Source organism: Enterobacter sp. RIT637 (genome assembly GCF_019718755.1).
Taxonomy (GTDB): domain Bacteria; phylum Pseudomonadota; class Gammaproteobacteria; order Enterobacterales; family Enterobacteriaceae; genus Enterobacter.
The window spans coordinates 40021-65897 of sequence record NZ_JAIHAZ010000014.1 but is presented as its reverse complement, the minus strand read 5'-3'; the positions used below and the strand labels follow the sequence as shown (position 1 = coordinate 65897).

General features: G+C 53.1%; 24 protein-coding genes and 1 tRNA gene. 16 read left to right on the top strand and 9 right to left on the bottom strand.

The window, feature by feature from the left end; genetic code table 11:
* The first annotated feature begins 2 nt into the window (after window positions 1-2).
* From nqrE to dinB, 4 genes are all read left to right on the top strand, one after another.
* Complete coding sequence (gene nqrE / locus K5E19_RS18090) at window positions 3-599, top strand: NADH:ubiquinone reductase (Na(+)-transporting) subunit E (RefSeq protein WP_061099102.1); 597 nt, start codon at window positions 3-5, stop codon at window positions 597-599.
* A 10-nt stretch (window positions 600-609) separates the two neighbouring features.
* Entirely contained in the window at window positions 610-1833 is a 1224-nt protein-coding gene (nqrF, locus tag K5E19_RS18085; protein WP_221552416.1) for an NADH:ubiquinone reductase (Na(+)-transporting) subunit F, read from the top strand.
* 2 nt (window positions 1834-1835) lie between these two features.
* Complete coding sequence (gene nqrM / locus K5E19_RS18080) at window positions 1836-2036, top strand: (Na+)-NQR maturation NqrM (RefSeq protein ID WP_029484987.1); 201 nt, start codon at window positions 1836-1838, stop codon at window positions 2034-2036.
* Between the two features lie 108 nt (window positions 2037-2144).
* Window positions 2145-3203 carry a DNA polymerase IV gene (gene dinB / locus K5E19_RS18075; RefSeq protein ID WP_221552414.1) on the top strand — a complete coding sequence of 353 codons (1059 nt, stop codon included), beginning with the start codon at window positions 2145-2147 and terminating at the stop codon, window positions 3201-3203.
* 55 nt (window positions 3204-3258) lie between these two features.
* Here the strand turns inward: dinB and pepD are convergent, their stop codons facing one another.
* Window positions 3259-4716 (bottom strand): cytosol nonspecific dipeptidase, encoded by a 1458-nt coding sequence (pepD, locus tag K5E19_RS18070; RefSeq protein ID WP_221552412.1) that lies wholly within the window; start codon window positions 4714-4716, stop codon window positions 3259-3261.
* 260 nt (window positions 4717-4976) lie between these two features.
* Here pepD and gpt point away from each other — a divergent pair, with 260 nt between their 5' ends.
* From gpt to crl, 3 genes are all read left to right on the top strand, one after another.
* Window positions 4977-5435 (top strand): xanthine phosphoribosyltransferase, encoded by a 459-nt coding sequence (gpt, locus tag K5E19_RS18065; RefSeq protein ID WP_010427903.1) that lies wholly within the window; start codon window positions 4977-4979, stop codon window positions 5433-5435.
* Window positions 5436-5539: 104 nt separating this feature from the next.
* Window positions 5540-6784: an esterase FrsA gene (gene frsA, locus K5E19_RS18060; protein WP_108415658.1), complete on the top strand. Its 1245-nt coding sequence runs from the start codon at window positions 5540-5542 to the stop codon at window positions 6782-6784.
* A gap of 57 nt (window positions 6785-6841) precedes the next feature.
* The gene (gene crl / locus K5E19_RS18055; protein WP_010427905.1) at window positions 6842-7243 is read left to right on the top strand and encodes a sigma factor-binding protein Crl; all 402 of its coding nucleotides are present in this window, start codon (window positions 6842-6844) and stop codon (window positions 7241-7243) included.
* Window positions 7244-7377: 134 nt separating this feature from the next.
* On the opposite strand, the gene phoE is transcribed toward crl, so the two are convergent.
* Window positions 7378-8430, bottom strand: coding sequence for a phosphoporin PhoE (gene phoE, locus K5E19_RS18050; protein WP_010427906.1), 1053 nt, complete (start codon window positions 8428-8430; stop codon window positions 7378-7380).
* Window positions 8431-8734: 304 nt separating this feature from the next.
* Here phoE and proB point away from each other — a divergent pair, with 304 nt between their 5' ends.
* The 4 genes from proB to K5E19_RS18030 all read left to right on the top strand — a co-directional run bounded on the left by proB (window position 8735) and on the right by K5E19_RS18030 (window position 12234).
* Window positions 8735-9838 carry a glutamate 5-kinase gene (gene proB, locus K5E19_RS18045; RefSeq protein WP_221552410.1) on the top strand — a complete coding sequence of 368 codons (1104 nt, stop codon included), beginning with the start codon at window positions 8735-8737 and terminating at the stop codon, window positions 9836-9838.
* Between the two features lie 11 nt (window positions 9839-9849).
* Window positions 9850-11103 carry a glutamate-5-semialdehyde dehydrogenase gene (proA, locus tag K5E19_RS18040; protein ID WP_221552408.1) on the top strand — a complete coding sequence of 418 codons (1254 nt, stop codon included), beginning with the start codon at window positions 9850-9852 and terminating at the stop codon, window positions 11101-11103.
* Window positions 11104-11214: 111 nt separating this feature from the next.
* Window positions 11215-11287 (top strand) — tRNA-Thr (locus K5E19_RS18035).
* A 632-nt stretch (window positions 11288-11919) separates the two neighbouring features.
* A complete protein-coding gene (locus K5E19_RS18030) occupies window positions 11920-12234 on the top strand; it encodes a hypothetical protein (RefSeq protein ID WP_221552406.1) in 315 nt (104 codons plus the stop codon).
* On the opposite strand, the gene K5E19_RS18025 is transcribed toward K5E19_RS18030, so the two are convergent.
* On the bottom strand, window positions 12231-13040 hold the full coding sequence (locus K5E19_RS18025; RefSeq protein WP_221552405.1) for a DUF4225 domain-containing protein: 810 nt from the start codon (window positions 13038-13040) through the stop codon (window positions 12231-12233). The two genes, K5E19_RS18030 and K5E19_RS18025, sit on opposite strands and share 4 nt — an antisense overlap.
* 307 nt (window positions 13041-13347) lie before the next feature.
* Here K5E19_RS18025 and K5E19_RS18020 point away from each other — a divergent pair, with 307 nt between their 5' ends.
* Window positions 13348-13671 (top strand): hypothetical protein, encoded by a 324-nt coding sequence (locus K5E19_RS18020; RefSeq protein ID WP_221552403.1) that lies wholly within the window; start codon window positions 13348-13350, stop codon window positions 13669-13671.
* A 62-nt stretch (window positions 13672-13733) separates the two neighbouring features.
* Here K5E19_RS18020 and catA read toward each other — a convergent pair whose 3' ends face one another.
* The 4 genes from catA to K5E19_RS18000 all read right to left on the bottom strand — a co-directional run bounded on the left by catA (window position 13734) and on the right by K5E19_RS18000 (window position 18512).
* Window positions 13734-14411, bottom strand: a complete 678-nt coding sequence (catA, locus tag K5E19_RS18015; protein ID WP_221552402.1) for a type A chloramphenicol O-acetyltransferase — start codon at window positions 14409-14411, stop codon at window positions 13734-13736.
* Window positions 14412-14466: 55 nt separating this feature from the next.
* Window positions 14467-16398, bottom strand: coding sequence for a bifunctional diguanylate cyclase/phosphodiesterase (locus tag K5E19_RS18010; RefSeq protein ID WP_221552401.1), 1932 nt, complete (start codon window positions 16396-16398; stop codon window positions 14467-14469).
* Between the two features lie 17 nt (window positions 16399-16415).
* A complete protein-coding gene (locus K5E19_RS18005; RefSeq protein WP_010427922.1) occupies window positions 16416-16910 on the bottom strand; it encodes a molybdopterin-dependent oxidoreductase in 495 nt (164 codons plus the stop codon).
* A gap of 348 nt (window positions 16911-17258) precedes the next feature.
* The gene (locus K5E19_RS18000; protein ID WP_260411838.1) at window positions 17259-18512 is read right to left on the bottom strand and encodes a major royal jelly family protein; all 1254 of its coding nucleotides are present in this window, start codon (window positions 18510-18512) and stop codon (window positions 17259-17261) included.
* Window positions 18513-18610: 98 nt separating this feature from the next.
* Here K5E19_RS18000 and K5E19_RS17995 point away from each other — a divergent pair, with 98 nt between their 5' ends.
* The gene (locus K5E19_RS17995; RefSeq protein WP_221552400.1) at window positions 18611-19510 is read left to right on the top strand and encodes a LysR family transcriptional regulator; all 900 of its coding nucleotides are present in this window, start codon (window positions 18611-18613) and stop codon (window positions 19508-19510) included.
* A 16-nt stretch (window positions 19511-19526) separates the two neighbouring features.
* On the top strand, window positions 19527-20036 hold the full coding sequence (locus tag K5E19_RS17990) for a hypothetical protein (protein WP_221552399.1): 510 nt from the start codon (window positions 19527-19529) through the stop codon (window positions 20034-20036).
* A 22-nt stretch (window positions 20037-20058) separates the two neighbouring features.
* Here the strand turns inward: K5E19_RS17990 and K5E19_RS17985 are convergent, their stop codons facing one another.
* The gene (locus K5E19_RS17985) at window positions 20059-21843 is read right to left on the bottom strand and encodes a diguanylate cyclase (protein ID WP_221552398.1); all 1785 of its coding nucleotides are present in this window, start codon (window positions 21841-21843) and stop codon (window positions 20059-20061) included.
* Window positions 21844-21962: 119 nt separating this feature from the next.
* Entirely contained in the window at window positions 21963-23072 is a 1110-nt protein-coding gene (locus K5E19_RS17980) for an AI-2E family transporter (RefSeq protein WP_221552397.1), read from the bottom strand.
* Between the two features lie 347 nt (window positions 23073-23419).
* On the opposite strand from K5E19_RS17980, the gene mmuP reads away from it, so the two are divergent.
* Entirely contained in the window at window positions 23420-24820 is a 1401-nt protein-coding gene (gene mmuP, locus K5E19_RS17975; protein ID WP_221552396.1) for an S-methylmethionine permease, read from the top strand.
* Window positions 24807-25739, top strand: coding sequence for a homocysteine S-methyltransferase (mmuM, locus tag K5E19_RS17970; RefSeq protein WP_221552392.1), 933 nt, complete (start codon window positions 24807-24809; stop codon window positions 25737-25739). Before mmuP ends, mmuM begins: the two co-directional genes overlap by 14 nt.
* Window positions 25740-25877: the final 138 nt, after the last annotated feature.

Below are 25877 nucleotides of genomic sequence, written 5' to 3'. Positions count from 1 at the left end.
CAATGGCTCATTACCTGAGTTTATTTGTGCGCGCGGTGTTTGTTGAAAACATGGCGCTTGCCTTCTTCCTGGGCATGTGTACGTTCCTGGCTGTTTCTAAAAAGGTCTCGACGGCATTTGGTCTGGGCGTGGCGGTCACCGTTGTGTTGGGGCTTTCGGTTCCGATTAACAACCTGGTGTTCAACTTCGTGCTGCGGGACAGCGCGCTGGTGGAAGGGGTCGATCTCAGCTTCCTCAACTTTATCACCTTTATCGGGGTGATTGCGGCGCTGGTGCAAATCCTGGAGATGATCCTCGATAAGTATTTCCCGTCGCTGTACAACGCGCTGGGGATCTTCCTGCCGCTGATCGCGGTGAACTGCGCCATCTTCGGCGGCGTCTCGTTTATGGTTCAGCGCGATTACAACTTCAGTGAATCGGTGGTGTACGGCTTCGGTTCCGGTATCGGCTGGATGCTGGCGATTGTCACCATGGCGGGGATCCGTGAAAAAATGAAATATGCCAACGTGCCTGCGGGTCTGCGTGGCTTAGGGATCACCTTTATCACCACCGGCCTGATGGCGTTGGGCTTTATGTCCTTCTCCGGTGTGCAGCTATAAGGGCTAACAGATGGAAATTATTCTTGGCGTGGTGATGTTCACGCTGATAGTACTGGTGCTGTCAGGGCTGATTCTGGTGGCGCGAGCAAAACTGGTCAATTCCGGGGATGTGATCATTGATATTAATGACGATCCGCAGAACCAGATCAGCACACCGGCAGGCGATAAGCTGCTTAATACGCTTTCGGGCAATGGGATTTTTGTCTCATCAGCCTGCGGTGGCGGCGGCTCATGCGGACAGTGTCGTGTGACGGTGAAAGAGGGGGGCGGTCATATTCTGCCAACTGAACTGTCGCATATCACGAAGCGTGAAGCGAAAGAAGGTTGCCGCCTGGCCTGTCAGGTCGCGGTGCGCCAGAACATGAAGATTGAGCTGCCGGAAGAGATCTTCGGCGTGAAAAAATGGGAGTGCGAGGTTATCTCTAACGATAACAAAGCCACGTTCATTAAAGAGCTTAAGCTGCGCGTCCCTGAAGGGGAGAGCGTCCCGTTCCGCGCGGGGGGCTATATTCAGATTGATTGTCCGGCGCACACCGTGGCGTATGCTGACTTCGACGTGCCCGATGAATACCGGGCAGACTGGGATAAATTTAACCTCTTCCGCTTCGTTTCCGAGGTAAAAGAGCCAGCGCTTCGTGCCTACTCCATGGCTAACTACCCGGAAGAGAAGGGCATTATCATGCTCAACGTGCGTATCGCCACGCCGCCACCGAATGTGCCTGATGCCCCGCCGGGCGTCATGTCGTCATATATCTGGTCCCTCAAGCCAGGCGACAAGGTGACGATCTCCGGCCCGTTCGGTGAGTTCTTTGCCAAAGATACCGACGCGGAAATGGTCTTTATCGGCGGCGGTGCCGGTATGGCCCCGATGCGCTCGCACATCTTCGACCAGCTCAAACGTCTTAGCAGCAAGCGTAAAATCAGCTTCTGGTACGGTGCACGTTCCCTGCGCGAGATGTTCTACGACGACGAGTTTGAACAGCTGGCGCGTGAGAACCCTAACTTTACCTTCCACGTGGCGCTTTCCGATCCGCAGCCGGAAGATAACTGGACGGGCTATACGGGCTTCATCCACAACGTGCTGTATGAAAACTACCTCAAACAGCACCCGGCGCCGGAAGACTGCGAGTTCTATATGTGTGGTCCGCCGATGATGAACGCCGCCGTGATTAAGATGCTTAAAGATCTTGGCGTCGAAGATGAGAACATCATGCTTGATGATTTTGGAGGCTGATGATGCTGACGTTTCTGGCAACATTCGCGGTGTTTGTGCTGGTGGTGCTCGGCATGTCATTAGGCTGGATCATCAAGCGTAAAAGCATTCAGGGCAGCTGCGGCGGTATTTCATCCCTTGGGATGGAAAAGGTGTGCGACTGCCCGGAACCCTGCGATGCGCGGAAGAAAAGGATGGCCCGCGAACAGCAGCGCATTATTTAAACGTATATAGGCCGGGTAAGGCAAAGCCGCCACCCGGCGTTTTCACATCTGCTTCTCAATCCTCATTTATTTACTGTATACTTATCCAGTAATGAGTGAGGGCTTACTATGCGCAAAATAATCCATGTCGATATGGACTGCTTTTTTGCCGCAGTGGAGATGCGTGACAACCCGGCGCTGCGGGATATTCCCATCGCCATTGGTGGCAGCCGTGTTCAGCGTGGGGTGATCAGCACTGCCAACTACCCTGCGCGCAAATTTGGCGTGCGCAGCGCCATGCCGACGGCAATGGCCTTAAAGCTTTGCCCTCATCTCACGCTCCTGCCCGGTCGGTTTGATGCTTATAAAGAGGCCTCAATTCATATTCGGGAAATCTTCTCCCGCTATACCTCTCTGATAGAGCCACTGTCGCTGGACGAAGCCTATCTGGATGTGACCGACAGTGTACATTGCCACGGCTCCGCCACGCTGATGGCTCAGGAGATCCGCCAGACGATATTCAACGAGCTGAATTTGACCGCATCGGCGGGCGTGGCGCCCGTGAAATTTCTTGCCAAAATCGCCTCAGATTTAAATAAACCCAACGGTCAGTACGTCATCACCCCTGAAGAGGTGCCTGCGTTTTTGAAAACGCTGCCGCTCGGCAAAATACCCGGCGTGGGGAAAGTCTCCGCCGCCAAACTTGAAAGCATGGGGCTACGGACCTGCGAAGACGTGCAGCGAAGCGATCTCGCCATGCTGCTCAAACGCTTTGGTAAGTTTGGTCGTGTGCTGTGGGAGCGCAGCCAGGGGATTGACGATCGCGATGTGAACAGCGAACGGCTACGTAAATCCGTTGGCGTCGAGCGCACCCTCATTGAAGATATTCATGACTGGTCCGAGTGCGAAGCCATTATCACGGAACAGCTTTACCCTGAGCTGGAGCGACGCTTAATCAAGGTGAAGCCGGACCTGCTGATCGCCCGGCAGGGCATCAAGTTAAAATTTAACGATTTCCAGCAGACCACGCAGGAACACGTCTGGCCGCGTCTGAATAAAGACGATCTTATCGCGACCGCAAAAAAGGCCTGGGAAGAACGACGAGGCGGGCGAGGGGTGAGGCTGGTGGGATTGCACGTCACGCTGCTGGATCCGCAGTTGGAACGACAGCTGGTATTGGGACTGTAGGTTGTATCCATCGTAGGCCCGGTAAGCGAAGCGCCACCGGGCATCAGACGGCGAATTACTTAGCAGGAATCGCTTTCAGCAGTTCAGTCAGCAGCGTCCAGTAGTGACCGACGCTTTCGATATGAACCTGCTCATCCGGCGAGTGCGGACCGGTAATGGTTGGCCCGATAGAGACCATGTCCATGTCCGGATATGGTTTCTTGAACAGACCACATTCCAGACCGGCGTGGATTACCTGAATGTTCGGGGTGCTGTTGAACAGACGCTGGTATGTTTCACGCACCAGTGCCATCACCGGAGAACTTGCATCCGGCTGCCAGCCCGGGTAGCTGCCTTTTGCAGACGTTTTCGCGCCCGCCAGTGTGCCCAGAGATTCCAGCATGCTCACCACGTACTCTTTACCGCTGTCGATCAGCGAGCGGATCAGGCAGATGATCTCTGCGCTGTCGTCGCCCATGGTCACCACGCCCACGTTCAGGGACGTTTCCACCACGCCTTTCGCGACGTCAGAGTTGCGGATCACGCCGTTTGGCGTCGCGTTCAGCAACTGAATGAAGCTGTCACGAGACTGCACGGTCAGGGCGGATTTATCCGTGGTCACGGATTCCAGCACTACGGTCAGGTTTTTCTCTTTCGCCGACAGTTCGTTTTTCAGGATGTCGAGATAAACGCTGGAGAGCTTTTTCAGCTCGTCTGCGTTTGCCGCAGGAACGGCAACGGTGGCGAAGGCTTCGCGTGGGATCGCATTACGCAGCGTACCGCCGTTGAAATCGACCAGACGCAGATCCAGCTTGGCCGCGTGGCCCGCCAGGAAGCGTGCCAGCAGTTTGTTGGCGTTACCCAGGCCCAGGTGAATATCACCGCCGGAGTGGCCGCCTTTCAGCCCTTTCAGCGTCAGCTTGAAGGTCTGGTAGCCCGCAGGAATCGCTTCACGAGACAGCGGCAGGGTAGAGATGAAATCAATCCCGCCCGCGCAGCCCATGTAGATCTCGCCTTCTTCTTCGGAATCGGTGTTGATCAGGATGTCCGCCTGCAGCCAGTTGGCCTGCAGACCGAACGCGCCGTCCATGCCCGCTTCTTCGGTCATGGTCAGCAGCACTTCCAGCGGACCGTGCTCAACGCTGTCGTCAGCCAGCACCGCCAGCGCAGAGGCCATACCGATGCCGTTATCCGCGCCCAGGGTGGTGCCGCGCGCTTTCACCCACTCGCCGTCGATGTACGGCTGGATAGGATCTTTGGTGAAGTCGTGAACGGTGTCGTTGTTTTTCTGCGGAACCATGTCCAGGTGCGCCTGGAGCACTACCGGTTTACGGTTTTCCATGCCTGCAGTGGCGGGCTTGCGGATCAGAATGTTGCCAACCTGGTCGCGCTCGGCGTGCAGACCTTTTTCCTTCGCCCAGCCCATAATGTGTTCGGCAAGCTGTTCTTCATGGTAGGAAGGGTGTGGAATGGAACAGATTTTGGCAAAAATATCCCACAGCGGTTGTGGAGATAATTGAGACAGTTCAGACACGATAAGTCTCCTTGTCGATGCGCTGCAAACAGGGTTGCAGGTCACAGAGTTAGCAGGTTAATAGTTACCACAAGACAGGCTTGCGAGATGCATCTGAGAATACCACTTTCTCCGGCGGCGGGTAGCATAAAGCATGTAAAAACTCAGGCTCGGGGCGCTAAACACTGGTTTTTAGTGCGTCAGATCTCTATAATCTCGCGCAACCTATTTCCCCCTCGAACACTTTTTAAGCCGTATATAAACAGGCTGGGACACTTCACATGAGCGAAAAATACGTCGTCACCTGGGACATGTTGCAGATTCACGCACGCAAACTGGCTGCGCGTCTGATGCCTTCCGAACAGTGGAAAGGCATTATTGCCGTTAGCCGCGGCGGTCTGGTACCGGGGGCGCTGTTGGCACGTGAGCTGGGTATTCGTCATGTCGATACCGTATGTATCTCCAGCTATGACCACGACAACCAGCGCGAGCTGACCGTGCTGAAACGTGCGGAAGGCGACGGTGAAGGCTTCATCGTTATTGACGATCTGGTCGATACCGGCGGCACCGCGGTGGCTATCCGTGAAATGTATCCAAAAGCGCACTTCGTCACTATCTTCGCAAAACCGGCGGGTCGCCCACTGGTTGACGATTACGTGATTGATATCCCGCAGGATACCTGGATTGAACAGCCATGGGATATGGGCGTGGTCTTTGTACCGCCTATTTCAGGCCGTTAATCACAGTACGTAACTTTACACGCCCGGCAATGCCGGGCGTTGTTCTTTTTATCCTGCCACGCGTTACAATGGACGTTATATGACGTATCCATGGAGGCAACGCAATGACGCAGGCGAATCTCACCGAAACTCTCTTCAAACCCCGTTTCAAACACCCTGAAACGTCGACGCTGGTACGTCGGTTTAATCCGGGTACCATGCCTGCCGTCCAGTCTGCGTTAGACGGTAAAAACGTGCCCCACTGGTATCGCATGATTAACCGCCTGATGTGGATCTGGCGAGGTATCGATCCGCGTGAAATCCTTGACGTGCAGGCGCGTATCGTCATGAGCGAGTCTGAACGGACCGACAGCGAGTTGTACGATACGGTGGTGGGCTATCGCGGCGGCAACTGGATCTATGAATGGTCGAAACAGGCGATGCTCTGGCAGCAAAAAGCCAGCCAGGAAGAGGATGCCACGCGCAGCGGCAAGCACTGGCTGCATGCGGCCAATCTCTACGCTATTGCCGCGTATCCACATCTGAAAGGTGATGAGCTTGCGGAGCAGGCCCAGGCGCTGGCGAACCGTGCTTATGAAGAGGCGGCGCAGCGTTTACCGGGCCAGATGCGCGAGCTTGAGTTCAGCATTCCTGGTGGCGCTCCCGTCACTGGGTTCCTGCATATGCCGGAAGGCGACGGCCCGTTCCCGACCGTACTGATGTGCGGCGGGCTGGATTCCCTGCAAATCGATTATTACAGCCTGTTTGAGCGCTACTTTGCACCAAAAGGGATTGCGATGCTGACGCTCGACATGCCTTCTATTGGCTTCTCGTCGAAGTGGAAATTGACTCAGGATTCGAGCCTGCTGCACCAGCATGCGCTTAAAGCCCTGGAGAATATTCCCTGGGTTGACCATACCCGCGTAGCGGCTTTTGGCTTCCGGTTCGGGGCGAACGTTGCGGTGCGTCTGGCCTATCTTGAATCTTCGCGCCTGAAGGCTGTGGCCTGTCTTGGCCCGGTGGTTCACGCACTGCTCAGCGATCCTGCCCGTCAGGGCAGCGTGCCGGAGATGTACCTTGATGTGCTGGCAAGTCGCCTTGGCATGCATGATGCATCAGACGAAGCGCTGCGCGTTGAGCTTAACCGTTACTCGTTAAAAACGCAGGGGTTGCTGGGACGCCGCTGCCCAACGCCGATGCTGTCAGGTTTCTGGAAAAATGATCCCTTCAGCCCGGAGGAAGAGTCGCGATTAATCACTTCGTCATCTTCGGATGGCAAGTTGCTTGAAGTGCCATTCAGCCCGGTGTATCAGAATTTTGACAAGGCGTTAAAAGAGATTACACGCTGGATCGCGCAGAGATTGTGTTAATAGATTGCTAAATTTTGATGGTTTGGTAAAACAGTGGCTTCACAAAAGGAGATCGCAATGACGTTACCGAGTGGACATCCGAAAAGTAGACTGATCAAGAAGTTCATGGCTCTTGGCCCGTATATTCGAGAAGAGCAGTGTGAAGAGAATCGCTTTTTTTTCGACTGCCTGGCTGTTTGCGTCAACGTGAAGCCTGCACCCGAAAAACGTGAATTCTGGGGCTGGTGGATGGAAATGGAAGCAGAGGAAAAACGCTTTACCTATAGCTACCAGTTTGGCCTGTTTAACAAAGACGGCTACTGGCAAGCGGCGCCTATCAAAGATCAGGAAGTGATCGACCGCCTGGAACATACGCTGAAAGAGTATCTCGGCAAGGCCAGCGCGCTGCTGGCAACGCTGGATCTGAAGCTGGAGCCTGCGGATGATTTTTCCAGCGAGGCGGTTAAGCTGACCGCCTGATGATGCCACAGTGCCGGGTGGCGGCTTTGCCTTACCCGGCTTACAAAATGCACTATCCCGTTGGCCCGGTAAGCGCAGCGCCACCGGGCAATAAAAAAAACCGGCATTAAGCCGGTTTTTTTATTTTCACAAAATCAGAACTGGTAGGTCATACCCAGCGCGACGATATCATCGCTGCTTACACCCAGTTTATTGTCGTCATCAATCTGGTTGATTTTATAATCAACAAACGCGGACATATTTTTGTTGAAATAATAGGTTGCGCCCACGTCGATATATTTCACGATATCTTCGTCGCCAATGCCTTCGATGTCTTTGCCTTTAGATTGAACATAGCCAACGGATGGACGCAGGCCAAAGTCAAACTGATATTGCGCAACCACTTCGAAGTTTTGCGCTTTATTCGCGAAACCACCGGAGATTGGGGCCATATTACGGGTTTCGGAATAGATAGTAGCCAGATAAATATCATTGGCATCATATTTCAGACCGGTTGCCCAGCCTTCGGCTTTTTTACCTTCACCGCGCGTCAGCAGGTTCTGCTCGTTGGTGCGATCGGAGTTAGCATAAGCACCGATGACAGAGAAATCGCTGCCGCCGAAGTCATAGCTCAGAGACGTACCGAAGCCATCACCGTTCTGCTTTTTCACGTCGCGGTTTTCATTTTTGCCCTGGTATTGCAGGGTCATATCCAGACCGTCCACCACGCCAAAGAAGTCGGTGTTACGGTAGGTGGCAAGACCGGAGGCACGCTTGGTCATGAAGTTGTCGGTCTGTGCCAGACCGTCGCCGCCGAACTCAGGGAACATATCGGTGTAGGATGCGACGTCATACAGCGCCCCCAGGTTACGACCGTAATCCAGAGAACCAAAGTCTTTTAATTTAAGACCAGCAAACGCCAGGCGCGTTTTCTGAGAGGAGTCGCTCTCGGCTTTGTTACCGGCGAATTCTGCTTCCCAACGGCCATAGCCCGTCAGCTGATCGTTAATCTGCGTTTCACCTTTAAAGCCGAAACGCACGTAAGTCTGGTCACCGTCTTTAGCATCATCATCACTGAGGTAGTGCATTGCTTTTACTTTGCCGTACACGTCCAGTTTATTACCGTTTTTATTATAAACCTCTGCTGCGTGAACAGATGCGGAAGCCACAACGCCCATTACCACTAATGCCAGAGTGCTCTTTTTCATTTTCAATCCTGAGTTTTATATACGCGCTAATATTCGCTGAACGCTAAGCCGACGCTTATGTTCCGTGAAAAAACAGGAAGGGTTTTATCGTCCGTGGGTGAACGTTTTATGACAATTTAAGAATATGTTTAAAAAAGTATGTTTTAATTTTTCAGTAATAAATTTGTCAAAATCAGCCGCTACGCTTCCTGATCCCGCGCAACAAAGTGTTTTGCTTTGTGCTAAGGCAGTTGGCAACCGGGCTGAGTCCTGTTAAAACGTTCGTTCGACATCATTTTCCCTTATCGTTGAACGGCAGAGAATCATGAGTGACAGCCAGACGCTGGTGGTAAAACTCGGTACCAGTGTGTTAACAGGCGGATCGCGCCGCCTAAATCGCGCCCACATTGTTGAGCTTGTACGTCAGTGCGCTCAGCTGCATGCCGCAGGGCATCGTATTGTTATTGTGACCTCCGGGGCGATTGCCGCCGGGCGTGAACATCTGGGTTACCCCGAACTCCCCGCGACGATAGCCTCTAAACAGCTGCTGGCCGCCGTGGGACAAAGCCGACTCATTCAACTCTGGGAACAGTTGTTCTCTATCTATGGCATTCACGTCGGGCAGATGCTGCTGACGCGTGCGGATATGGAAGACAGAGAGCGTTTCCTTAACGCTCGCGATACGTTGCGCGCGCTGCTGGACAACAATATTGTTCCGGTCATTAACGAGAACGATGCCGTTGCCACCGCTGAGATTAAAGTGGGTGATAACGATAACCTCTCTGCGCTGGCGGCGATTCTGGCCGGTGCCGATAAGCTCCTGCTTCTGACCGATCAGCAGGGACTGTTCACCGCCGACCCGCGTTCTAACCCGGAAGCCGAGCTGATTACCGACGTTCACGGCATTGATGATGCCCTGCGCGCCATCGCCGGTGACAGCGTTTCAGGCCTCGGAACCGGCGGAATGGGCACCAAGCTGCAGGCCGCCGACGTCGCATGCCGCGCCGGTATCGACACCATCATTGCGGCGGGCAGCCGCCCGGGCGTGATTGGCGACGTGATGGAGGGGATCTCTGTCGGCACCCGCTTCCACGCCCAGGAATCCCCGCTGGAAAACCGTAAACGCTGGATATTTGGCGCACCTCCCGCTGGCGAGCTCATCGTCGATGAAGGGGCAACCGCCGCGATTCTGGAACGAGGGAGTTCATTACTTCCTAAAGGAATTAAAAGCGTGACAGGCAACTTCTCCCGTGGTGAAGTGATCCGCATCCGTAGCCTTGAAGGCCGCGACATCGCCCACGGCGTAAGCCGCTATAACAGCGACGCGCTGCGCCGCATCGCGGGCCACCATTCGCAGCAAATCGATGCCATTCTGGGCTACGAGTATGGCCCGGTTGCCGTACATCGCGATGACATGATTATTCGTTAAGGAGCCAGAACATGCTGGAACAAATGGGCGCAGCCGCGAAGGCCGCCTCTTACAAACTGGCGCTCCTTTCCAGCCGCGAGAAAAACCGCGTGCTGGAAAAAATCGCTGATTATCTGGAATCACAGTCCCAGGAGATTTTGCTCGCTAACGAGCAGGATTTACTGGAGGCGCGTCGAAACGGTTTGAGCGAAGCGATGCTTGACCGTCTGGCGTTGACGCCGGCACGCCTGAAAGGCATCGCCGACGATGTCCGTCAGGTCTGTAATCTGGCCGATCCGGTAGGGCAGGTCATTGACGGCGGGCTGCTCGACAGCGGTTTACGTCTTGAGCGCCGCCGCGTGCCGCTCGGCGTTATCGGTGTGATTTATGAAGCCCGCCCAAACGTCACCGTTGACGTCGCTTCCCTGTGCCTGAAAACCGGTAACGCCGCCATTCTGCGCGGCGGGAAAGAGACCTGGCGTACCAACGCCGCGACGGTGAAAGTCATTCAGCAGGCGCTGGAAGAGTGTGGCTTACCGGCGGGCGCCGTACAGGCCATTGAAAGCCCGGACCGCGCGCTGGTCAACGAAATGCTGCGCATGGATAAATACATCGACATGCTGATCCCACGCGGTGGCGCGGGCCTGCACAAGCTCTGCCGCGAGCAGTCGACCATTCCGGTGATCACTGGCGGTATCGGCGTGTGTCATATCGTGGTGGACGACAGTGCGGAGATTGAACCGGCGCTGAAGATTATCGTGAATGCCAAAACCCAGCGTCCTAGCACCTGTAATACGGTCGAAACGCTGCTGGTGCACCAGGGCATCGCAAACACTTTCCTGCCAGCCCTGAGCAAGCAGATGGCGGAGAGTGGCGTGACGCTGCACGCCGATGCCAACGCGCTTGCCCTGCTTAAGGATGGCCCGGCGAACGTCGTTCCCGTCAAAGCGGAGCAGTACGACGATGAGTTCCTGTCGCTGGATCTGAACGTGAAAGTGGTAGCGGATCTCGACGACGCCATTGCGCACATTCGTGAACACGGCACCCAGCATTCGGACGCGATCCTGACGCGCACGTTGCGCAATGCCGATCGCTTCGTAAACGAAGTAGATTCATCCGCGGTGTATGTGAATGCCTCCACCCGCTTCACCGACGGCGGACAGTTTGGATTGGGCGCAGAAGTGGCTGTCAGCACGCAAAAACTGCACGCGCGCGGTCCGATGGGACTGGAAGCGCTGACCACGTACAAGTGGATCGGCTTCGGTGACGATACGATTCGTGCGTAAATAAACGCGGGTGATGCAAAAATAGCCGTTTGATTCAAAAGGGCATTGACGCATCACCCGGTTAGATCTAACCTTTTGCCCCGTGGTTACGCTCGTAACCGGCCTCTCAGGGCCGATATAGCTCAGTTGGTAGAGCAGCGCATTCGTAATGCGAAGGTCGTAGGTTCGACTCCTATTATCGGCACTCACACATAAAAATCCTTTAAAAACAATAGGTTAATGAGGTTACCACTCTCAGAATACATTCTTTTTTTAAGGGATTCTATGACCAACAGTTGCCGCTATGGTTAACAGTGGCTATTCAGGGAAGTTAGCACGTAGCGGCCTGTAGTTGTAAAACTCGAACAGGTACAAGGCGTGAACAGTCTACACGAACCGCTATCAACTCGAAGCTGATGACGCTGCCAACGTCTCTAAATCCTCCCGAAACAGATTGATCACACGCATTTAAACCCGATGTGTGGCCTTGGTTGTCCGGTCAGAAGTGATGACGCTTTGTGTCACCGTTGAACGGCCTTGTGGCTGCGTAAACAGGTGAATAGTGGGAACGTACCTGCACACGTTATGCAGGCTCTGCCAGCGCTTCGCTCACGCTCCGAAAGGTACACAATTATCCTGATAAGGTGTTATCCCTCTGACAATCTGATGAAGTCGCTGCGCTCCGCTTGTTGCTTATACAGGGGCTTTATGGCTTCTATTGCCTGAAATCTGATACATTGCACAAACATCATGTGGATTGCTGTAAAGTTCATCAGTATGATTGCTTGCACAATCAGAGATTGGGAAACACTTCTGGAAGATAAGGGACGAGACGAGATGAAAGTGACTGATGAGGCTTTGTTACGTTCAGGGTTTACGCAGCCCGAATTGCAGAAGATAAAAAGCAATATTGAAAAATATGGAGGAACGCTTGGAGAGGCCATAAATGACCTCGCCAGGCGATTTGTTACCTTGGCGGGAGTAGTGGCTGTGTGTGCCTTAATCCTACTGCTACTTATCGTCTTCAGCTCACCTGATAGAGCAGTTGCATGGGGGCTGGCGATGATCTTTGGGGTTGCCATTATGTCCTTCGCACAGCCGCCGGTAATTTCCTATAAATCCTGGCGTTACCGAAAAAGCATCAAGGATTAACTGGTTCCATTTTCTGTTGTCAATAGATCGAAAATCACTTTTGCTTTAACACCATAACCGACAATCTTCATTGTTAGTTTAGGAGTGCTCATAGTGCTGACTTTGCGAAAGTAATCGTGTGGAAGCCAGCGGAATAATCTCCAGGCTCCAGTTTTTCGAGCGAGACCTACAATGCTGTACACACTGGCACCAAGAGTAACACCATTATAGAGAGCCAAGCCCGTGTTAGGATTAAATCCCATGAACTGGGCCGTATGCATCGCGGAGTCAGCAATGATACCTTGCGAGGGTTTATGTCCTGCTGGCTGATCAAAGTTGAGCACTTCTTTCGTGAATCCGTTCATTCCATCGGCAATCAGGACTGCCCCAGCCAGCATACCAATCGGCCCCATAGTGGATAACATCATAAATCCACCAAAGAGAACCACGCCTGATAGCACCACATTTACAGCGGATATAACATAACCGACGATTTTATTATTTTCCTTAACAAATTCGACCTTCGCGTAAAGCTGTGTGGCTCTGGTTCTTAACAGGCGTTCTTGTTCTTGTAGATTATCTGTTTCGGCACGCAGATTTTTGATGCATGCAATGCATTCTTCATCGGTTTTAGCTCGTCGTGCTGTTTCAAATTCTTTATCTACAACCTGTTTTATCTCTTCGACAAACTTGATACGTGTAAGACCATCTTGCAAATAGAATGCTGACAGCCGGTTTGCTGTTTCGACGAGTTTCCGGGCTTCAAGATTCACCATGGTATCTGACCATGTTCTGTTCCAGCCCCTGTTGAGCAGCGCAATATCCATTAAAGACTCCTTCCCAAAATGTGTCTGGTCATTTTACGTGCAATAAGGTCGAAGACAACAGGAAATACTTTCACGACCCGCCCCCGTGGGTGTCCTGTCTCTTTATCCTCCCGGTTTACATTCTCCTGCTGAAAATATCCCCGGCTCTGTTGGAGCACGGTCAGGTAACTAATAGCTAGCCGATAGTGCTGGTTTATCTTCACCCACCAGCTATCTTCAGAAATTCATCAGTCAGGCTAGTGTTTAAAAAAGCTCACCTTAAGGGTATCCTTGCATAAACATACCAATCATGAATATAAGCGAGCATGTGACCAGTGAACTGACGGAAAAAGACCTACTGGATAATGGTTTTTCGAGTAAGCAATTATCTCGTCTGAAAGAGGTATTGAGCAGGAATGAAAATGCTGGCGAAACGCTTTCCACATTAGTAGATGATCTAAGTAAGCGTTTTTATGGTGGGGTTATTTGTCTGATGCTTATCCTGGCACCGCTGATTTTCCTTCCCATCGTCTATACACCCTCTCTGCTGATATATTACTTACTTATTGCAGTTTTTGGCGTTATTGCGGTCTGGTATCTGATACCGCTTGGCCTTTCATGGAAAGCGCATAAAATGATGAAAGGCCGATAGGGGTCTCACTGCGTTTTTTCGTTACTCTGCAACAGATAAAGATTATGCCCAATTTGGGTGTATCAACCATTACGTTCTTCCGACAGCTCCGGCAAACCATCACACATCTCCTGCAGCTCATTGAACATCCTTGCCACATGGAAACCATCGCACACCGAGTGATGTACCTGCACCGCCATAGGCAACAACACTTTCCCATCCTGTTCGTAGTATTTTCCAAACGTGAACATAGGAGAAAAGAAGTTCTTCATGTGGGCAATGTTCATAGTAAAGTTAGTAAACGTTACCCAGGGAATCGACGATACGAAAAAGACATTTTCCCGTGACTCTTCTTTTGGCCAGTAAGAAAGGTTATTGCCATAGCGCGCAACGTCTTCGGCATAGGTGTTCTGGAAGTGATGCATATTGCCGTCGAAGTGGCTCCACAATGACGAAAAAGTCTCCGTTTCAGGATGGAAAATGGTATAGCTTGGATGGATTTCATTCCATATAACCAGCTCATCGTCCTTCATGGCCATACGGAATTCCGGATGCCGGTTCATGATTTTAGAAAGGAGGAAAATAATCGTCGGGTAAAACTTCCAGCCGACTTCTTTGATATGTTTTCGCAGCACGGTAATGTCGATCAGAACCGTTTGGTTAATTGTACACTCAGCAAACGACTGGAATACCTCAAAATGCTCTTTCCTTGCCCAACGAGATAAATCAACAGGCGTATATTCCGGCATTGTCTTTTTCATTTTTAAACCTTTGATTATCAAAATGGTGTTAGATCTAAACGGTCCTAACACCCATTCAACTGCATCTGATTACCTTGTTCACCTCAGGCTGTGGTTTTCCGAACAGGTATCCCTGCACGAGATCGCAGCCAAGCACCTGAAGACGTTCAAGCTGCTCTTCGGTTTCAACGCCTTCTGCAATGACACGCATATTGAGGCTCTTTGCCATGCCGGTAATCAATTTCACGATATTCAGTGCTTCATCTTGCGTGGATATAGAATTCACAAAGGATTTGTCTATTTTGATTTTGTCAAAATTCAGTTCACTGAGTCTTGAGAGTGAAGAATATCCCGTCCCGAAATCATCGATAGAAATTTTTACGCCCAACGATCTCAGCTTTTTAAGAATACTGATCGGCATGTTGCTGTCACTGAAGAGCGAAGACTCGGTAACCTCTAACTCAAGACGGTTAGCCGGTAGTCCTGTCTCTTTCAGAATGGACTGCACCATCGTCGTAAACGATTTGGTGCCCAGCTGAATCGGTGAGACATTCACAGAAATTCTTGCCGGAACGGCCCAGGAAACCGCTTCACGGCAGGCAATCTCAAGCACAATTTTGCCAATTTCATTGATCTTGCCGGTTTTTTCGGCGACAGAGATGAAGGTATCCGGCGATAGAATCCCCCTCACAGGGTGTTTCCAGCGAATAAGCGCTTCATAGCCGTAGATTTCATTACTGAAAGAATCGACAATAGGCTGGTAATAAACAACGAATTCATTGTTATCGAGCGCCAGCGCCATATCATGCTCAAGAGTTCTGCTTTCCTGCAATTTTTGCAGCATCCACTGACGGAAGACTTTTATCTGCTGTGAACCCTCTTTTTTGGCCTCGTAGAGTGCCAGATCGGCAAATTTATAAAGATAATCAGAGCGTCGTTCATTATCAGATAAAACGATACCCACACAGGTGGCAATTTTTATCAGCTGGTTATTAATCGTATAGGGCTGGCTGATATGGTTACTGATTTCTTTTGCGCGCGAAACGGCTGCCGTTTCGGTGAGGCCACTCGACAGAAGGGCAAATTCGTCTCCGCCCAAACGGTAAAACGTATCAGTGGCGCTACTCATTGAGGTGAGCCGTCTGGATACCTGATTCAACAGTAAATCACCGGCATCATGGCCATAGGTATCGTTGACCTCTTTGAACCGGTCTAAATCAAATAACATCACCGTGACAGGGATGTGGTTTTTGTCTGCCTGAAGATTAATTTTGCTGAGATCGTCCCAGAAGAAAAGGCGGTTTTTCATGCCGGTAAGGGAGTCATGATAAACATCATACTCCAGCTTCGCGTTCTGAATTTGTAGCTTTTCTTTTGATATCTGAAGTTCGTCAGCAAGGCTTTTAACCTGCATGTGGGCTTTGAGAATATTTTTGTTCTGGTAGATCATTAAGAACCCAAGAATAAAGCTTAATATCACCAGCAGTAATGAGAGTGCGGAATAGATATAATAGAGGATTTGTATTTTTCTATTGGATTCATTAATTGTATTAATATCTTTTGTTAACGCACTTGAAGAGAGTTGGCTTAGTGGTGCGTCGAGCAGATGCATATTCGCCAAATATTTTTTCAATTCTGCATGGCTCATTTTTTCCAGATGACTATCCAGATAAGAAAGTATTTCTTCCAGGCGTGCAGCGAGCGCCTGATGCGTTTTATCGCTTTCAATATAGCGACCTAAATCTCCCCCCTTCATTAACTCACTCTGGCTGAGCATAATTTCAAGGCGCATGCGGGCCTGGTCTATCGTAACCTCATCGGTATCGGTTGCGTACAGACCAAGCCATGATTCAAATCGGTAATACTCTGATACCAGTTGAGCCACGGACCAGGACTCAGTGTAGTGAGTCAGTTTTTGCAACTCTTGCTGACGATCGTAAACAAGAAATGCAATATATCCTGTCGTGATAAAAAGAGAAAAAATGATACCAACCAGTATCCTGTTCATTATGTTCTCCTGAACTGCTATTCAATCTTCATTTTGCTAACCTGCCATGCCGAGCGCGAGTAATAAATCTGATTATTCAATTCAGGAAGACTGTCATAAGGGTAAACAATGAATGATGGGCCTTTATCGCGAATGCGCATATATTCGCCATTGATCTTTAAGGCAAGTATGGCGTTGTATTTTTTAAAGTCGCTGAGAGGGATCTCGGTAGCGTAATCATTGAGTGCAATAACATTAACGACAGAACCCTTCGCGCCAACATAATCCATGAGTTTGCCCATTGGGACACCCTCAAATTTTGTACGACCAGTGTACCAGGGAGATGTCGTCTCAAAACTCACCATACCCAGTTTTTCAAGGCTGGCGAGATCAAACACTGCTTTTCCCTCTTCATTGGTATTTTCTATATTACCGTAAATCGTCAAAATGGGTTTTCCAACGGGTTTTGGCAGTTCGCCAGCCCAGGCTAAACTCTGTACCAGACAGCATACCAGCATTAGGGTTAATCGCATTATGGCCTCCACTTTTGAACAGAAGTATATGAATTATAATTTAGTTATCACAGTAGTTTATGTATTTTATTGAGTCGCTGTTACTTCTGTACTCGCACGAAGATTAAGTCTAATTAAATCAAAAGGTTACTTGTTTTTGGAAGGGTGCGTTTGAATCACATACAACGCCTCTTTTTTTTGAGACACGCTAAACTTACTTGAATAAACTCTCTTGCGTTTAAAAAACGATCGCTTTAATTGCGTGTTATTTTCTCACCACAAAGATTGTATCTGTCATGGACAGGTAAAAAAAACGCCACCCAATGGGCGGCGTCGTCATATTTAGCGATTGTCCAGCGTAGTGCACCGTTACTTTTTCGTGCCCTGTGAAGCATCAAGTGGCAAACGCCATAGCTCGTAGCGTTCATGACCGGGTTTGACTGCTCCGGCAAAGTGGTCATTAAGGCTACTTGATGTGAAGATCAGATCACCGTCCGGACGAATAGTTGGCGTGTCTGGCCAGCGTACGGATTCATTTTCAGCAATAAGCGACATTGTACGGGTCTTCGGATCATACCTGACAATGCCGTTGCGGGTGACATCCGTAATATAGAGGTTGCCCTTTGCATCGGTCACCAGACCGTCCGTGTTGCCTCCCACTGTGCCCAGATTCTGGATGTGCCCGGTAATCTGCACATCGGTTAAGCCAGGCTGCTTCAGAACGGCAGTCGGTACCGCGTACGCATGTGTTCCCGTCGTCACCGTCCAGTACAATGTCTCAGCATCAGGAGAAAGCGCAATGCCATTGATGCCAATCAACAGCGGTTTACCCGGCCACACTTCCGCACCGTGGGAAACGACTTTTACGCCGGGTTCAATCTGCAGGGCAGGGTGGCGATCCAGTACGCGTCGGGCTGCACCGGTGGCAAAATCCACAACGATCAGACCGACACGGTTTACAGGCGCACTTCGCGATCCGCTGTCGGAAATGTATGCGATACGACGATCCTCGTCGACAACGACATCATTGAGGAAGCTCGCCTTACGGTCAGCCACGCCGTCCAGTGGGATCCGTTTAATCGTGCGGCCCGAGTCGAGATCCATCACGACCAGTTTCTGCGAGCCTGCGGGGGATTCCGCTTCTCCCGCGACGAACCCCATATCCAGCGCCCATAACCAGCCGTTCTTACGATCAACATAAAAGCCGAGCACGTTGCGCAGGTTCCGATCGGGAGCAGAATCTACCGCATTACCCTGGCTTGACGGAAATGCCGTCAGGCGCGCCGGGCCCGACTGAGTGTGGGTATCCAGAATACTTAACGTGGCGGGGGCACTGGCACTGGCCGAAACCAGTCGCGGCGTGCTCACAAAGGCTCGGCCCTTTGCATCAAAGTGAATACCGGCGATTGGGGCATTAACCGACCCGGAAAACAGCGCCGGCTGCCCGTTCTCTGGTGTATCCCAGCTTACGCCTGAATAGCTGCGCCAGCGTTCAAGCGGCGGCTCATTTGTCGCGTTTGCCTGGCTAGTGAAAGAGAACAAGATTGCCATCGCTATGGCGGGGAGATGACGGGGGCCGTTAACCCAGGCGCGTGCAGTCTGACCGTTGAGTGCGAGAATCATAATTTGTGCCTTTTGGTGATAAGTGCGGTCACTTTACTCATCGCCCAAACGGAGATAAATTAGCGAAATTGAAAAACATTTGTTCCTGAAAGAGCAAAATGAGCAGAAAATTCGATTATCTCGGCGATGTTGAAGTCTTCATTACTGTCGTTGAACATGGCTCATTTACCGCGGCTGCGGTTGCCCTTTCAACCACCCCCTCGGTCTTAAGCCGCGCGGTGTCCCGCCTTGAAGTACGTCTTGGACGACAGCTATTACAGCGCACCACCCGTCGCGTGGGGCTAACGGAAACCGGACGGATTTATCTTGAGCAGGCGCGTTCTGCCTTTTCCCTGCTTGATGAAGCTGAACGCGAAGGCCGGGGGCAGGAGGGCGATCTGACCGGCCGGGTACGGATAAGCGTCCCGACCACGTTCGGACATTATTGTCTGCCGCCCTTGCTGGCTCGCTTTTCCCAACACTATCCGCGCGTTAAGGTGGAACTTAACATCACCAATCGTAACGTCGACCTGATCGCCGAAGGGTTCGATCTGGCTATTCGTCTGGGTCAGATGCCTGACAGTGGATTCGTCGCGCGTAAACTCCAGGATGCGGCACTGCTTTTGGTCGCTTCACCCGCTTACCTTCACCGGATGGGAATGCCGCAAACGCTGGATGAACTTCAGCAGCATATGTGTCTGCCTTTTATCATGCCGCGTACGGGCCGTATTGCCCCCTGGGTGTTCCGGGATGATGGACGCGACGTTGACTGGCTGCCGGCTTCAACCGTCGAAACGTCAGATGATGTTCTCGGCGTGGTATCGCTGGCTGAACACGGAATGGGGATCTGTCAAAGCTATGAGTTCATCGTCCGTGAGCGGATCCAGCGCGGCCAGCTCGTCGAAGTGCTGCCCCATTTACGCGGGCGCTCGCGGCCTTTCTCCGTGATCTTCGCGCCGCACCGTCGTCAGTCGGCAGCCACTCGCGCGATGATCGCCCTTCTGACCGCAGACGCATAACAAGGAACTGTTCACCATGAAAAAAGATGGCTATGCCTTTCTGATCCCACTCATCGTTGGCGGGTTGGCGTTGATCTTCGGTTTTGTTGTCTGGTCAATCCAGATTTATCGCGTGACCTTTCTCACCGTCCTGGGAGAACAGGTTCTTGCGGTTGGCGCATTGCTGCTGCCGCTGGTGGTGATGGCGATGTTCATCGCGAAGAGAGCGTTCAAAGGCAAAACCGTTGTTGACGTTGTCAAAATTTACCTCGGCCTCACCATCATCAGCCTGCCGGTGGTCATTTTCGTCATCGTTACCGCGGCCTGGCTACTGGGCGGAGAATACTCTGCCTGGAGTCAACCTTACCGGTATGAATCCGGCAGCCGAAAAAGCTGTTCGGGGGCGAAAGTCTATGAGCCGGAACTCAAGAGAGAGATCCGCATCTGTTACCCGCAGGGGAATTATTTTATCGACAGCACCCTGTACGTGGAAAAGCGGAGTAATTCGCTGGGCATGGTGGTGCTTTGGGCAATCACACGGCCCTGAACCCGGGGCCGACTCATCCCCATTAGCTCGCTTCCAGCATCCCAAAGCTCACAATCCGTGAGCGGCCCAGCTCTTTCGCCCGGTACAGGGCCACATCCGCGGCGCGCAGCAGGTTATCGCTCTGGGCATGCTTCGGATAGCTGGCGATGCCAATAGACACATCCACCGGACCAATCTCGGTCAGCCCATAGCGAAGCGACAGCTCCTGCACGCCGTTGTAAATCTCCTGCGCGCAGGCGTGCGCCTCTTCATCATCGGCACCGGGAAGCAGAACCAGAAACTCTTCGCCACCGTAGCGGAATGCCAGGCCACCGTCATGTGCGGCCCGCTGAACAATCGACGCCACGCTTTTGATCACCTGATCGCCAGCCTCGTGACCGAAGCGGTCGTTAATACTCTTGAAGTGATCGATGTCGATCATCATGCAGCTTAACGGCTCGCTGTTGCGCACTGCCTGCGTCATATGCGTGTGCAGCGTGTCTTCCAGATGATGACGATTACGCAGGCCGGTGAGCGGGTCAAACAAGGCTTTTTCCAGCAGCGCATCACGCAGGCGCTGGTTGGCCAGAGCCAGTCCGAGCGCCTCGGCCATCAGTTCCAGATACGCACGTGAAGGGGCATTCTCCGGGGTAATGTTCTGGAACGAGAGTAACCCAATGGCTTCGCCCTGGGCGATAAGCGGCACACACAGCGAACTTTCCGCCTGTGATGGCGGGAGATGATAGCAGGCGATATCCGGTTCACCATTGACCGGCGGATGGCTCTGACCGCGGCGCACGGCCCAGCACGCATCAGGGTGGAACGTCGTCTCTTCACCGGTCGGCGACAGCCATTGCGCGGCGCAGCGCATTTGCCACGGATCGCGGTCAAAAATGTAGAGCCGGCCCGCTATCCCCGGCGCAATATTGGGCGCAAACAGCTCCGCCACGTTAATCACGTCGTCAAAGCTTTCACACCCCTGCAGCCGTTGGGTCATGCGCGCCAGCAGCTCGCGGATGGCCCAGTCGGCATCGCGCTCTTTTTCCAGGCGCTGTCGCGCAAGGCCGTTTTCACGAAAGATGCGGATGGCCTGGGCCATGTCACCAATTTCATCAATCTGGCTAAAGTTGGGCGTTTCGACGGCGTAATCCTGCGACGCCAGGCGGTGCACCACGTCGCTCAGACGTACCACCGGGCGGAGCACGCGACGTTTCAATATGAAGCCGAGAACAAACAAGAACAGCAGGGCGGTCAGGCCAACCATCACTTCAGAGGCCGTGCGCAGCGCTTTCGATTTTTTCGTCGCCTCCCGCACGGAGGCAATCACGCGCTTGTCGAGTATCTGGCGAAAGCGATCGATCTGGGTTTGCGCGCGCTCAAGCTCCTGTTCGTAGGGCATGCCATAGAGCAGGGCAACGGCCTGTTCATCTTCGCCCCGCGCTGCGCTCGTCAGTGCCGTCTGCTGCTCATCCTGCAGCTGATCGATAATCTTTAGGCCATCATGCAGCAGGGCCAGCTCTTCATCTGAAGCGCCGCTGTCCTGGAGTTTTTCAAGCTTCAGCTCAATGTTCTTAAGGCTGTTTTCTGATTGGTTATATTCTCTGAGGATCTGCGGGTTTTTTTTGATGACGTACAGGCGCGCTAAATCGGATTGTATCCAGGCATCGGTTTCAATATTTTCGGTAAGCTCATCAAAACGTTGGCGTTGTTCAATCGCCTGACGTTCGGCGGTATCAGCCCCGGAGGCCATCAGCATGATAATGCCGGAGGCGATAGTCAGGCAGACCGTGGCACCGTAGGCCCAGTTTGTTATTGTCGCGATTCGCACCTGGAGATCCTTTTACAACATGAAGAGGAGGGCGTTCTTCAAATTATAGAAAACGTTTGATTTAAGGCGAAAAAAAAGGCGGCACAGCGCCGCCTGGTGTGGTCGTTATCGTCACATCCCTACAAATCTGGAGGGTTTTTTCCTTCTTCGATGAAATCCGCGTCCAGCTCTTCGGCGTTACCTTCGTGATCGCGGCCTGAGAACAGATTCCAGCAGGCGATAAACAGCGCAGCAATGAGCGGCCCAATGACAAAGCCGTTAATGCCATACAGCTCCATGCCGCCGAGGGTGGAGATCAGAATCAGGTAGTCGGGCATTTTGGTGTCTTTCCCCACCAGCAGCGGGCGCAGGATGTTGTCCACCAGCCCGACGATAATCACGAAGAAGCCAACAATAAACAGCCCTTGCCACAGCTGGTGGGTGGCGAACAGGAAAATAGCCGCAGGCACCCAGACAATCGCCGAGCCGACGGCAGGCACCAGCGAGAGAAAGGCCATCAGCGCGCCCCACAGTATGCTGCCATCAATGCCCGCAATAGCGAACGCAATCCCGCCGAGCGTGCCCTGCACCACTGCGACAACCGCCGTGCCTTTTACCGTCGCCCGCGAGACGCCGACGAATTTGGCGAACAGGTGTTGCTTGGCGAAATCAGACAGCGGCAGGGAATCAAGGATCTGGCGCACCAGATACGGTCCATCCTTCAGGAGGAAGAACAGCAGATAAAGCATGATGCCGAAGCTGATGGCAAAACCAAACGTCCCCTTACCGATCAGGAACGCGCTGCCTGCCAGATACTGCCCCCCCTGCAACGCCACGTCAGAGAGTTTTTTCTGGATCTGCGCGGCGTTAGTCAGGTTGTGGTCCGCCAGGAAGCCGCTGGCCCAGTCCGGCAGATGGTTGAAGATGCTCGCCACCACTTCCGGAAACTGGGTGTTGTTTTCCTGGAGCTTCGTATAGACCACGTTCAGCTCAATGGCGAGCGAGGAGAGGATCACCATCAACGGAATAAAGACGATCAGGCAGATAATGCCAATGGTCAACAGAGAAGCAAGTCCGTTGCGATCCCCCAGAGCGGCGCGCAGCCTGTTTTTTACCGGGTTGAAGATGACGGTCAGAATAGCGGCCCACAGGATCGCGGAGAAGTAGGGCGACAGCACGTCGAAGAAGGCCCAGGTCACAAGGGCAAGAATAAAGATAAAGAAACCTTTGGTCAGTCCATTAAAGCGCATCAGTCAGTCCTGTTACTAAGAAACTGTGTCGACTATAGAACTGATTGTAGGATTTACCAACCCTTGCGCCTTACCTGCCCTACAGACGGTGTTGCGGTATAAATTCACTCTTTACGGATACGACTTTCGACTGACCGAAGATCGCTTCTTCCCGCACCATGCTGTAAACATCTGCTTGCGGAGGTGCTTATGGCCTGGCGTCCGATTCTCTATGTGATCCTCACAACCCACCCCAGACTCAGCGCGCGACGCGCCCGTCTGCGTCTGGTCATCTAGCTTTTTATTAACAATCGCGGTATAACACACCTTCTTTGGATGTTTAGATGTCCATACGTATAGAAGGTAATATGCAAACACAACAAGAAAATGGGCAGCTTAAGCGCACCATGAAAACACGCCACCTGATTATGCTCTCGCTGGGCGGTGTGATTGGCACAGGGTTATTCTTCAATACCGGATACATCATTTCCACGACCGGGGCGGCGGGCACGCTGCTGGCGTACCTGATTGGCGCGCTGGTGGTCTGGCTGGTGATGCAGTGTCTGGGCGAACTTTCCGTGGCGATGCCGGAAACCGGCGCGTTCCACGTCTATGCCGCTCGCTACCTTGGCCCGGCGACGGGCTACACCGTGGCGTGGCTCTACTGGCTCACCTGGACGGTGGCGCTTGGATCGAGCTTTACTGCCGCCGGGTTCTGTATGCAGTACTGGTTCCCGCAGGTGCCCGTCTGGGCGTGGTGCGTGGTCTTCTGCGCGGTGATTTTTGGCCTCAACGTCATCTCGACGCGCTTCTTTGCTGAAGGCGAATTCTGGTTCTCACTTGTGAAAGTCATCACCATCATTGCCTTTATTATTCTCGGCGGTGCGGCGATCTTTGGTTTTATCCCGATGCAGGACGGTGCACCCGCGCCGGGCTTAAGCAACATCACCGCCGAAGGCTGGTTCCCGCACGGTGGACTGCCGATCCTGATGACCATGGTAGCGGTGAACTTTGCCTTCTCCGGGACTGAACTCATCGGTATCGCGGCGGGGGAAACGGAAAATCCGCACAAAGTGATCCCAGTCGCCATCCGCACCACCATCGCGCGCCTCATTATCTTCTTTATCGGCACCGTGTTTGTGCTGGCGGCGCTGATCCCGATGCAGCAGGCCGGGGTAGAAAAAAGTCCGTTCGTGCTGGTGTTCGAAAAGGTCGGTATTCCTTACGCGGCGGATATCTTTAACTTTGTGATCCTGACGGCGATCCTCTCGGCGGCGAACTCCGGCCTGTACGCGTCTGGCCGCATGCTGTGGTCGCTGTCGAATGAGAAAACGCTGCCGCGATGCTTTGCCCGCGTCAACAAAAACGGCGTGCCGCTGACGGCGCTGTCGGTCTCCATGCTCGGCGGCGTGCTGGCGCTGTTCTCAAGCGTCGTGGCACCGGACACGGTGTTTGTCGCGCTGTCTGCGATTTCTGGCTTTGCGGTGGTGGCGGTGTGGATCAGCATCTGCGCGTCGCACTTTGTTTTCCGTCGTCGCCATCTGCAGTCCGGCCAGCCGCTCTCTGCGCTGCAGTACCGTGCGCCGTGGTATCCGCTGGTGCCGGTGCTCGGTTTTATCCTCTGCGTGGTGGCCTGTGTCGGCCTGTGGTTTGATCCGAGCCAGCGCATTGCCCTTTATTGCGGGCTGCCTTTTGTCGCCCTGTGTTATGGTGCGTACTACCTGACCCGAAATCTGACATCGCAGGAGCCTGAACATGTCGCAGAATAATCCGCTTACCGCCATCCTTGAAAAGCAGCCGTTTGTGGTGCTGGATGGCGCGATGGCGACGGAGCTGGAAGCGCGCGGCTGTAACCTGGCAGACAGCCTCTGGTCTGCCAAAGTGCTGGTTGAAAACCCGGAACTTATCCGCGAAGTACATCTTGATTACTACCGCGCGGGTGCGCAGGTGGCGATCACCGCCAGCTATCAGGCCACGCCTGCGGGCTTTTCCGCGCGCGGTCTGGACGAGGCGCAGTCCCGCTCGCTGATTGGCAAAAGCGTGGAGCTGGCGCGTAAGGCGCGAGAAGCGTATCTGGCCGAAAACCCGCATGCGGGCACGCTGCTGGTGGCGGGATCCGTTGGGCCGTACGGCGCCTATCTGGCGGATGGCTCAGAGTATCGCGGCGACTACGTGCGCAGCGCCGGGGAGTTTACTGCCTTCCATCGTCCGCGCGTGGAAGCGCTGCTGGATGCGGGCGCTGACCTGCTGGCCTGCGAAACGCTGCCGTCCTTTGAAGAGATTAAGGCGCTGGCGGCGCTGCTGTCTGAATATCCCCGCGCTCGGGCGTGGTTCTCGTTTACCTTGCGAGACAGTGAGCACCTGAGCGACGGTACGCCGCTGCGTGAGGTGGTCAGCGCGCTGGCAAACTCACCGCAGATTGTCGCGCTGGGCATTAACTGCATCGCTCTGGAAAACACCACGGCGGCGCTGAAACATCTGCAAAGCCTGACGTCGCTGCCGCTGGTGGTTTACCCGAATTCAGGGGAGCACTATGACGCGGTAACCAAAACCTGGCACCACCACGGTGAAGCGTGCGAGACGCTGGCAGGGTATCTGCCGCAGTGGCTGGCTGCCGGGGCTAAGCTGATTGGCGGATGCTGTCGGACCACGCCGAAAGACATTGCTGAGCTGAACGCGCAGCGCTGAGTCTTTTGCCGGGTGGCGGCTACGCCTTACCCGGCCTACAAATTGCACGAACCGTAGGCCGGGTAAGCGCAGCGCCACCCGGTACAAACCAACCGCACAAAACCAACTATCCTTTCCCGTTTTTTTTCTAAAAACGAA